At 52.4% G+C, this 9593-nt stretch carries 11 protein-coding genes and 1 tRNA gene; 8 read left to right on the top strand and 4 right to left on the bottom strand.

The window, feature by feature from the left end; all coding sequences use genetic code 11:
• Both JNC80_RS04370 and JNC80_RS04365 read left to right on the top strand, forming a co-directional pair.
• A partial coding sequence (locus tag JNC80_RS04370; RefSeq protein ID WP_376709600.1) for a hypothetical protein occupies positions 1 to 242 on the top strand: 242 nt, incomplete at its 5' end.
• 28 nt (positions 243 to 270) lie between these two features.
• Positions 271 to 345 (top strand) — tRNA-Gly (locus JNC80_RS04365).
• 144 nt (positions 346 to 489) lie between these two features.
• Here the strand turns inward: JNC80_RS04365 and JNC80_RS04360 are convergent.
• The 4 genes from JNC80_RS04360 to JNC80_RS04345 are packed head-to-tail and all read right to left on the bottom strand — an operon-like array spanning position 490 to position 4011.
• Entirely contained in the window at positions 490 to 1338 is an 849-nt protein-coding gene (locus tag JNC80_RS04360; protein ID WP_151158899.1) for a metal ABC transporter permease, read from the bottom strand.
• Entirely contained in the window at positions 1335 to 2198 is an 864-nt protein-coding gene (locus JNC80_RS04355) for a metal ABC transporter permease (protein WP_376709599.1), read from the bottom strand. The genes JNC80_RS04360 and JNC80_RS04355 overlap by 4 nt, the downstream gene beginning before the upstream one ends.
• On the bottom strand, positions 2198 to 3091 hold the full coding sequence (locus JNC80_RS04350) for a manganese/iron ABC transporter ATP-binding protein (RefSeq protein WP_376709598.1): 894 nt from the start codon (positions 3089 to 3091) through the stop codon (positions 2198 to 2200). Before JNC80_RS04350 ends, JNC80_RS04355 begins: the two co-directional genes overlap by 1 nt.
• Entirely contained in the window at positions 3091 to 4011 is a 921-nt protein-coding gene (locus JNC80_RS04345) for a metal ABC transporter substrate-binding protein (protein WP_376709597.1), read from the bottom strand. The genes JNC80_RS04350 and JNC80_RS04345 overlap by 1 nt, the downstream gene beginning before the upstream one ends.
• A gap of 143 nt (positions 4012 to 4154) precedes the next feature.
• Here JNC80_RS04345 and JNC80_RS04340 point away from each other — a divergent pair, with 143 nt between their 5' ends.
• The 6 genes from JNC80_RS04340 to JNC80_RS04315 all read left to right on the top strand — a co-directional run bounded on the left by JNC80_RS04340 (position 4155) and on the right by JNC80_RS04315 (position 9571).
• Entirely contained in the window at positions 4155 to 4319 is a 165-nt protein-coding gene (locus JNC80_RS04340; protein ID WP_376709596.1) for a hypothetical protein, read from the top strand.
• 144 nt (positions 4320 to 4463) lie between these two features.
• Positions 4464 to 5312 (top strand): metallophosphoesterase family protein, encoded by an 849-nt coding sequence (locus JNC80_RS04335; protein WP_376709595.1) that lies wholly within the window; start codon positions 4464 to 4466, stop codon positions 5310 to 5312.
• The gene (locus JNC80_RS04330) at positions 5312 to 6493 is read left to right on the top strand and encodes an ABC transporter ATP-binding protein (RefSeq protein ID WP_376709594.1); all 1182 of its coding nucleotides are present in this window, start codon (positions 5312 to 5314) and stop codon (positions 6491 to 6493) included. The genes JNC80_RS04335 and JNC80_RS04330 overlap by 1 nt, the downstream gene beginning before the upstream one ends.
• Complete coding sequence (locus JNC80_RS04325) at positions 6486 to 7418, top strand: carbohydrate ABC transporter permease (RefSeq protein WP_376709593.1); 933 nt, start codon at positions 6486 to 6488, stop codon at positions 7416 to 7418. Before JNC80_RS04330 ends, JNC80_RS04325 begins: the two co-directional genes overlap by 8 nt.
• A 12-nt stretch (positions 7419 to 7430) precedes the next feature.
• Entirely contained in the window at positions 7431 to 8252 is an 822-nt protein-coding gene (locus tag JNC80_RS04320; RefSeq protein ID WP_376709592.1) for a carbohydrate ABC transporter permease, read from the top strand.
• Between the two features lie 53 nt (positions 8253 to 8305).
• A complete protein-coding gene (locus JNC80_RS04315) occupies positions 8306 to 9571 on the top strand; it encodes an ABC transporter substrate-binding protein (RefSeq protein WP_376709591.1) in 1266 nt (421 codons plus the stop codon).
• Positions 9572 to 9593 lie beyond the last annotated feature (22 nt).

Below are 9593 nucleotides of genomic sequence, written 5' to 3'. Positions count from 1 at the left end.
GTAGCTCAGGGGTAGAGCACAACCTTGCCAAGGTTGGGGTCGAGGGTTCGAATCCCTTCGCCCGCTCCAGTTTGGTTAGACTTCAAAAGCCGCGCACTGCGCGGCTTTTTGCTTTTCTGATGCAATTTCCCCGCATTATTGCCAAGACAAAGCCACCTCTCCGTTTCGTCTTAAATCCTTTAAAAAAATTACAGATTTTTGCATTTTTCCTGTTGCAAATCACTCAGGCTTTTGCCATATAGCGCAGGCCTAACCAACAAACTGGCGCGAGCGGGTGTAGCTCAGGGGTAGAGCACAACCTTGCCAAGGTTGGGGTCGAGGGTTCGAATCCCTTCGCCCGCTCCAGTTTGGTTAAGCCTTCAAAAGCCGCGCACTGCGCGGCTTTTTGCTTTTCAGATTTCCGCTGCAATATAATTTTCAGCTCAAAAAATATGGCGCCGCACTCACATGCGACGCCTTGCCTGCAGAGAATCGTTTTCTTGCATGAAGTTAAGAGGAGAAAACCTGTCTCTCCGCACGGGCAACACGACGACGCGCAATAATAAACGCCGCAATAAACATCAATGTCATCAGCAGAACGATTGTCGGTGCCGGTGCGCTGTCGATAAAGAAGCTGGCATAAACACCAAGTCCTGACGCAGCGACTGCCACAACAACCGCAACAACCAGCATGGAACTGAAATTGCGTGTCAGCAGGAAGGCAATTGCCCCCGGTGCAATCAAAATCGCAATGGCCAAAATGATACCGACCGCTTTCAAAGCACCGACAATGGTCAGTGAGAGAATAGCCAGCAAACCATAATGCAGCAATCTGACTGGCAACCCCACGGCCTGCGCCTGCGCCGGATCAAAAGCATGCAGCAACAGATCCCGCCATTTCAGCACCAGCAATGCAGTTACAATCACAGCAATGATTGCTGTTTCAATCATATCCTGCTTGCCGATACCAAGAATGTCACCAAACAGAATATGATCCAGATGCACATCAGACTGCACCTTCACATACATCACCAGTCCAAGACCAAACATACCGGAGAAGACAACGCCCATAATGGTATCTTGTTTGATCCGGCTGTTTTCTTTCAGAAAACCGGTTGCCAGTGCACAGAACATCCCTGCTACGAAAGCGCCGATCGCCAGCGGAATATTGATGATATAGGCCAGCACCACACCCGGCAGCACCGCATGGGAAACCGCATCCCCCATCAGCGACCAGCCTTTAAGCACCAGAAAACACGACAATAATGCAGCCGGTATCGCGATCAGCATGGCAATGACCATAGCATTGACCATGAATTCAAAGCGAAACGGCATCATCAGAGTTTCAATCAGGCTCATGACTGCACCTCTGCTTTGAGAGTTTCAGCTGCCCGACGTCTTGCAGCCAGCATGCCATGCTTTGGCGCGAAAAAGAATGCCGCCAAAAAGATCAGCGTCTGCATCACAACAATAATCCCGCCGGTCGCGCCATCGAGAAAATAACTGATATAAGCACCGGTAAAACTGGTGAGCGTTCCGATGATCACAGCAATCATCAGCAAACGCGGAAAGCGATCAGTCAAAAGATAAGCTGTAGCCCCCGGTGTCACCACCATAGAGATCACCAGAAATGCACCCACAGTCTGCATTGCCGCAACGGTACAGGCCGACAACAGCGTGAAGAAAATCACTTTCAGCACAGTCGGGTTCAAACCGATAGAACGGGCATGACTTTCATCAAAGAAAGTCACCATCAGGTCTTTCCAGATGAACAGCAGCACGACCAGCGATACAAAACCGATAATCGCCAGTTGCAGCGTATCCGCTGGTGTAATCGCCAGAATATTGCCCAGTACAATGGTCTGAATGCTGACTGCCGTTGGTTTCAGCGAAACCATAAACAGACCGAGACCAAAGAAGGATGTGAAAATCAGGCCGATAATCGCATCTTCTTTCAGCTTGGTACGTTCATTGAGAAACAGCATCGCGGCCGCGGCCAGACCGCCGGAGAAGAAAGCACCGATCGCAAAAGGCAGACCGAGCATATAAGCCCCCGCCACACCCGGTACGATGGAGTGAGACAGAGCATCGCCGATCAGCGACCAGCCTTTGAGCATCAGATAACCGGACAGGAATGCGCACACCCCGCCGACCAGCGCCGAAACCCACATGGCATTGATCATATATTGATAGGAGAACGGCTCAAGCAGCAGTTCCATTACTCTGCTCCCTTACCGTGGTTGTCCTGATAGAGCACCAGCGGCCGCTCATCATCGGTCAGAATATTCACCGGATGCGCTTTACCTTTATCGGTATCATTGAGCACGAAATGGCGCAGAACACCGCCGAAAGTTTTCTCAAGATTGGCCTGCGTGAAGATGGTTTCCGTAGCACCATAGGCAAGAACCGTACGATTCAGCAGCACTGTGCGATCACAGAATTCCGGAACACTGCCGAGATTATGGGTCGAGACAAACATCACCCGCCCCTCATCGCGCAGATCGCGCAACAGCTTGATAATGGCTTCCTCGGTTTTCACATCCACACCGGTAAACGGCTCATCCAGCAGAATGACTTTGCCATCCTGTGCCAACGCACGCGCCAGAAAGACACGTTTTTTCTGACCGCCGGATAATTCACCAATCTGGCGCTTGCGGAAGTCACTCATGCCAACACGTGCCAGTGCATCCGTCACCGCCTGATAATCGGCAGGCTTGGCACGGCGCATCATGCCCATATGGCCGTAGCGCCCCATCATCACCACATCTTCAACGAGAACCGGAAAATTCCAGTCCACATCTTCCGACTGCGGAACATAGGCTACGAGATTGCTCTTGAGCGCCTGCTTCACCGGAAGCCCGAGAATGCGGATATCGCCTTTTGCCAGCCGTACAAAGCCCATCAGCGCTTTGAACAAGGTCGATTTACCGGAACCATTCACGCCCACCAGAGCAGTGATGGTACCGGTCGGAATTTCAAAACTCGCATCACGCAGAGCCGTATGGCCATTGCGATAGGTTACTGTCGCCCCACTGACCATAAGCCCTGCTCCCGCATCGGATGATGCGGGAGACAGAGATGCCTTTGGGAGGGCATTAAGCGGGGCATTCATTATTTTGCGTCTCCGGATTTAAGACCCTTCGCAATCGTGTCAGTTGTCACACGAAGCAGGTCGAGATAGGTCGGCACGGCACCGTCCGGCTCTGAAAGCGAGTCCACATACAGAACACCCCCGTAATTCGCGCCGGTTTCAGAAGCCACCTGCTGGGCAGGTGCCGGAGAGATCGTGCTTTCAGAGAAAACCACGGTGATATTGTTCTTGCGAACGGCATCAATCACTTTACGCACCTGCTGCGGCGTACCTTGCTGATCGGCATTGATCGGCCACAGATAAAGCTCTTTCAGGTTGAGGTCGCGAGCCAGATAGCTGAAAGCACCTTCACTGGTCACCAGCCAGCGCTTGTCTTCCGGAATATCTTTCAGCTCATCCTTGATCGGATCAATCAGTGCCTTGAGTTTGGCCTTATAGGCTTCAGCATTGGCCTTATAGGTTTCGGCGTTTTTCGGATCATGCTTCACGAAAGCATCGCGGATATTATCGACATAAATCATACCTGCAGACGGAGACATCCAGGCATGCGGGTTAGGCTTGCCGCTATACGGACCTTCGGTAATGCCCATCGGCTCAACGCCTTCAGACACAACAACACTTGGCACATCTTTCAGATGCTGGAAGAATTTTTCAAACCAGCGCTCAAGATTAAGGCCATTCCAGAAAATCAGCTGTGCGCCTTGCGCCTTCATAATATCACCCGGCGTCGGCTGATAATCATGAATCTCGGCATTCGGCTTGGTAATGGATTCAACAATCGCGGCATCACCGGCCACATTACGGGCAATATCGGCAATCACTGTAAAGGTTGTCACTGCCTTGAATTTTTCTTGTGCCGCAGCAGGCACCACCACCAGCGCGGCAGAAAAAGCTGTACCAATAATACCGGCCAGCAGCACGCGCCTCATTTTGCTGAACATCCTCAACTCCTCGATCCATACCAATTGTGTTTATTGCAAATAGAAAATCCTACTTGCAAATGATTGTCAATTGCACTCTTCGTAATGAGTCTGCAATAATTTTGCAAGTGAAAATCATTCGCAACTGAAGAATGGGTCATGTCATGCTGGAAGTACCTGAAAAATTACGTGCGCAAATGCGTATGCAACGCCTGCTACAAATGCAGGATACGTCTCTTATCCGGCCCATTCTGCAAAAGGCTGGCCTGCGCCCTACCCGTCAGCGCCTGATACTCGGGCAATTCCTGCTGAGCCTTAAGAAAATATAGGCAGCGACCGATGTTACAATTTTGTCATTGCTCTGAGGTCTGCCTGTCACCAACACAGTGTAAGAAACGCGCATTAGCGGCCTGTGTCCCCCGTTAGAAATACACATCCGCATCTTCTCTTCAACACAGTGAAGGAGCAGATCCATGCGGATTGTTCAGATTACCGACACCCATTTCAGCCCATCCAAAACACATTTTACTAAAAACTGGCAACCTCTCGCCGAATGGCTGGAAGAAGTTAAGCCGGATCTCGTGATCCATACCGGCGATCTGGCCGTGGATGGTGCGGATTTTGACGACGACCTGACTTTCTGTGCTGATCTTCTGGGCGAACTGAACATGCCGGTACTCTGCGTTCCGGGTAATCACGATGTCGGCCATCTGCCTTCCTCGCTGCAACCGGTCAATGACGAGCGTCTTGCACGCTGGCGCGATCTGGTCGGCCCTGACCGCTGGGTACATGACCAGTCCGGCTGGCGGTTGATCGGCCTCAACAGCCTGCTGATCGGCAGCGGCCATATGGAGGAAGAAGAACAATTCCAATGGCTGGAAGATATTCTGAACGGTGCCGGTGGCAAACCTGTTGCGATTTTTGCCCATAAACCGCTTTTCGTCGATAGTCCCGATGAAGGCGACAGCGGCTATTGGGGCGCCTCGCCCAAAGACCGTAAACGCCTGATGGATTTGTTCAGCGCACATAATGTCCGCCTTTATGCCAGTGGTCATCTGCACCGCGCATGGGCTGGCCATCATCAGGGTATTTCGCTGATCTGGGGGCCTTCCTCCGGCTTTATCGTCGGCCCGATGGAGCGCGACCTGCCGGGTGAGCGCATTGTCGGCGCAGTGATCCATACGCTGACCGATAATGTGCATAGCGAAATCACCGAACTGACACAGCTGCGTCCTTATCTGCTTGATGATGTGGTGCATGAAGTTTACCCGTCGAGCCACACTGCCGCCATTACCAGCGCCGATGCAACGGAGCAGGCATAATGGCGCATTTCGCACTGAAAAATATCTCCAAATCTTTCGGCGATCAGCACATTCTTAAAGATGTGACGATTGAAGCCGAAGACGGTGAATTCATTGCACTGGTCGGGCCTTCCGGTTGCGGCAAAAGCACCATCCTGCGTATCGCCGCCGGTTTGGAACATGCCGATGACGGTAATATCTGGCTGGGCGGGCGCAATATTACCGCCGCTCATCCTTCAGACCGCAATATTGCAATGGTGTTCCAGTCCTATGCGCTCTATCCGCATCTGACCACGCGGGAGAATATCGCCGTACCGCTGGCCATGCGTGATCTGACCATGACAGAACGTCTGCCGCTGATCGGCAACTGGATGCCGGGTCAGGCGGCAAAACGTGCCGCCATTCAGCAACAGGTGCAGGCAACTGCGCAGAGCCTCAAGATCGACCATCTGCTCGACCGCAAACCTGCGCAAATGTCCGGCGGTCAGCGCCAGCGTGTCGCGCTTGCCCGTGCCATGGTGCGCCAGCCACAGGTCTTCCTGATGGATGAACCGCTTTCTAATCTCGATGCCAATTTGCGCGTGCATACCCGTGCTGAAATTGTCGATCTGCATCGCCGTGCCGGTGTGCCAAGCCTCTATGTGACCCATGACCAGTCCGAAGCGCTGAGCATGGCCGACCGTGTTGCTGTGATGATCGGTGGCAACCTGCTGCAAATCGATACACCGTCCGAGATTTACAATAATCCGCGTCATATCGAAGTTGCCCGCTTCATCGGCAGCCCGAAAATCAATGTGCTGAGCGCCCGCGCCAGCGATCAGGGCATTATTCACTTTGCCGGCAAAGCAATTTTAAGCGAAATTGACATTCATGCCGGCTCTGCACTCAGTGTAGCGATCCGGCCTGAAGACCTGCAAATCCGCCGCGCCCACGAAAAACCTGCGGACAGGGCGATCTCAGCCACAGTAGCGCGTATTGAATTTCTTGGCTCTGAAGCTCTGGTCTATCTCAATGCTCCGGGTGCTCAGGAATTACTGACTGTACGATGCAGTCCGGCCATGGCAGCGGATCTACAACCGGATATGCCGGTTTTTCTGACTTTTGATCCGCATAAAGCACTGCTGTTTGATACGGAAGGTCAGCGCCTGCGCAAACTTTCTCATACAGTTTCAAGCCGCATTAAGGCTGACAGCCATGTCTGATATTGCGCAAAGCTTCTCCCCTGTAATGACAGCGCGTGAGGCAGCCAATGCCGCACGCAAACGTGAAGAGCGTCTGGCATGGAAGCTGATGGCACCGGCTGTGTCGCTGGTACTTCTGTTCATTTTACTGCCGACCTTGGCGGTGTTTTATCTCAGTTTCACCAATTTTGAACTGGGATATACGGATTATCAGTTCGTCGGCTTAGAAAACTATATTGAACTTTTCAAAGACCGTACCTTCCGTATCTCTCTGCAAAACACCGCACTCTACACACTGATCGTCACCCCGCTTTCCGTTTTTCTCGGATTAGGTGCAGCTATGCTGATTGAGAGTGAAACACGAGGCAAAGCCTTTTTCCGCACCGTCTATTTCCTGCCCGTTGCCTCGCTGCTCGTGGCCATGGCCACCGTTTGGCAATATCTCCTGCATCCGACAATGGGGCCGGTCAACGCGATGCTTGGCCTGTTGGGCATCGACGGGCCAAACTGGCTCGGCAGTTCTTCAACCGTGCTTCCAAGTCTTGCCATGATCGGCATCTGGCAATCTGTCGGCTTCAATATGGTGCTGTTTCTGGCTGGTCTTACCGCCATTCCGCGCGAACTATATGCTGCTGCCGAAATGGACGGCGCTAAAAGCGCATGGGAGCGTTTCCGGCTGGTGACATGGCCGCTGCTCGGCCCAACCACACTTTTTGTTCTTACCATCAGCGTCATCAATTCCGTCAAAGTCTTTGAATCGGTCAAAACCCTCACACAAGGCGGGCCGAACAAAGCCTCGGAAGTGCTGCTGCATACGATCTATCAGGAAGGTTTCGTGTTCCTGCGCGTCGGCTATGCCTCTGCCATGACCGTGATTTTTCTCATGGTGCTGATCGTGATGATGTTGTTGCAATATCGCGTGCTTGACCGCCGCGTGCATTATTAAGAGGCGGAAATCATGTCAGTCTTACGTTTTACCCGCCTCGGGATTTTGTCTCTCGGTGCGATGCTGTTCCTTGCACCTTATATCTGGATGCTCTCCACGGCCGCCAAATCGCAATCGGATATTTTCTCCTCATCGCTCAGCCTCATTCCGCAAAACTGGGCGCTGATCGAAAATATCACCAAGGCCTTTTCCCGTGTGCCGATGGGGCAATTGCTGCTCAACGGCGTTCTGGTCTGCGCACTCATTCTGCTGGTTCAGGTTATCATCGCTATCCCTTGCGCCTATGCTATGGCCAAGCTGCGCTTCCGTGCGGCACAGGTGATGATGAGCGCGGTTATGCTCGGTCTGCTGGTGCCGATCCATGCCACAGCTCTGCCTTTCTATTTAGGTTTTGAGCGCACAGGCCTGCTGAACACCTATTTCGCCATCAGCGCACCATTCTTCATCTCGGTGTTCGGCATCTTCCTGTTTCTGCAGTTTTTTCGGTCGATGCCGGATGATCTGATCAATGCCGCCCGTCTCGATGGCATGTCGGAAACCGGCATTGTCGCCCGTGTTATTGTGCCGAATGCATGGCCTGTGATTACTGCTTTTTCGATCTTTTCCGTGGTTGCACACTGGAATGATTTGTTCTGGCCGCTGATTGTTGTCACCAATATGGACATGGCCACACCGCCTCTGGGGCTGCTGTATTTCCGTGCTGCCGAAGCCGGTGATGACTATGGCGCACTGATGGCTGCCACACTGATTATCACCCTTCCCCTCGTTCTTGCTTTTCTTGCAGCGCAACGCCGCTTCATTGAGGGCATTACCATGACCGGCCTCAAAGGCTGATCGCAACCTCACGTCTGTAACGCTCTTCCTCCCAAACATTTACGGAGCCTGTAATGACATTCTTCTCCCGTACTCTGACCGCTGCGGCCCTTTTTTCCGGTCTGTGCAGCACAGCTCTGGCTGAAACCACGCTCAATGTGCATTATCCTATGCCGGGCTTTTTTCAGGACGTGATGGCCAATATTTCCAAGAAATTCACGGAAGAAAATCCGGATATCAAAATCCATTTCGTCAATCCTTCCGCGACCTATGAAGACGGCATTCAGCTGATTATGCGTCAGAATGGCACCGCTGAGCTGCCGGACATCACCTTTACCGGCCTGAACCGCCTGCGCATTTTAAGTGAACGCAATATCGGCCTTGATCTGAAACCTCTGGTCGAGAAAGAAACTGATTTTGAAGCGCAGGGTTTCACTCCGACCATTCTGAACCTTGCCAAATTCGGTGACCGTCAGGTTGGTCTGGCCTTCGCCACTTCCAATCCGATCATGTATTACAATGCGGACCTGTTTAAAAAAGTTGGCGAGAACCCGGATACGCCTCCGGCAACATGGGACGATGTCATCCGCATCGGCGGCAAGATCAAAGCGCTCGGCAACGGCGTTCAGGGCATTGATTTCCGCTGGCAGGGTGATGACTGGATGTTCTCAGCCCTGTTATTCGGTGCCGGTGGCCGGATGCTTTCAGAAGATGAAAAACAGGTCGCATTCAGCGGTGCTGAAGGTGAAGCGGCTTTCAAACTGCTCGATCGCATGGTCAAAGAAAGCGGCCTGCCGGTCTTTACCAAAGAAGCCGGTGAACAGGCCTTTGCGGCCGGAAATGTCGGCTTTGCTTTCCAGACCACCGGCGGCCTGCGCAATACAATCAAAAATGTCGGCGACAAATTCGACATGCGCACCGCTAAAATCCCGCTGCTTAATCCGGAAAAAGGCCGTCTGCCAACCGGTGGCAATGCGGTTGTTATCCTGACATCGGACGACGCAAAAATTGAAGCCGCATGGAAATTTGCTAAATTTGCAGCCGGCCCTTACGGCGCATCAGTCGTCGTGCCTGGTACCGGCTATGTGCCAAATAATGAACTGGCTGCAAAATCGGATGAATATCTCGGCAAATTCTATGACGAAAACCCGCTGTTCAAAGCCGGCCTGAGTCAAATGAATATCATGATCCCTTGGTATGCTTTCCCCGGTTCGAACGGCGTGAAAGTAACCCAGACTATTGTTGATAATCTGTCCCGCGTTGTTGAGCAGAAGGCCACGCCGGAAGAAGCCCTTGCCGATGCGGCCGATGAAGTGAAAAAGCTGCTGCCGCGCCGCTAATCACATCAGAATAATAATCAGA

It is taken from the genome of Pseudochrobactrum lubricantis (assembly GCF_041929865.1).
Lineage (GTDB): Bacteria > Pseudomonadota > Alphaproteobacteria > Rhizobiales > Rhizobiaceae > Pseudochrobactrum > Pseudochrobactrum saccharolyticum.
This window is presented reverse-complemented; position numbering and strand designations above follow the sequence as displayed.

Bases quoted from the DNA above. Each gene is read 5' to 3' on its own strand.
- JNC80_RS04360 (WP_151158899.1), bottom strand. From the start codon at position 1,338: ATGAGCCTGATTGAAACTCTGATGATGCCGTTTCGCTTTGAATTCATG.
- JNC80_RS04355 (WP_376709599.1), bottom strand. From the start codon at position 2,198: ATGGAACTGCTGCTTGAGCCGTTCTCCTATCAATATATGATCAATGCC.
- JNC80_RS04350 (WP_376709598.1), bottom strand. From the start codon at position 3,091: ATGAATGCCCCGCTTAATGCCCTCCCAAAGGCATCTCTGTCTCCCGCA.
- JNC80_RS04345 (WP_376709597.1), bottom strand. From the start codon at position 4,011: ATGTTCAGCAAAATGAGGCGCGTGCTGCTGGCCGGTATTATTGGTACA.
- JNC80_RS04340 (WP_376709596.1), top strand. From the start codon at position 4,155: ATGCTGGAAGTACCTGAAAAATTACGTGCGCAAATGCGTATGCAACGC.
- JNC80_RS04335 (WP_376709595.1), top strand. From the start codon at position 4,464: ATGCGGATTGTTCAGATTACCGACACCCATTTCAGCCCATCCAAAACA.
- JNC80_RS04330 (WP_376709594.1), top strand. From the start codon at position 5,312: ATGGCGCATTTCGCACTGAAAAATATCTCCAAATCTTTCGGCGATCAG.
- JNC80_RS04325 (WP_376709593.1), top strand. From the start codon at position 6,486: ATGTCTGATATTGCGCAAAGCTTCTCCCCTGTAATGACAGCGCGTGAG.
- JNC80_RS04320 (WP_376709592.1), top strand. From the start codon at position 7,431: ATGTCAGTCTTACGTTTTACCCGCCTCGGGATTTTGTCTCTCGGTGCG.
- JNC80_RS04315 (WP_376709591.1), top strand. From the start codon at position 8,306: ATGACATTCTTCTCCCGTACTCTGACCGCTGCGGCCCTTTTTTCCGGT.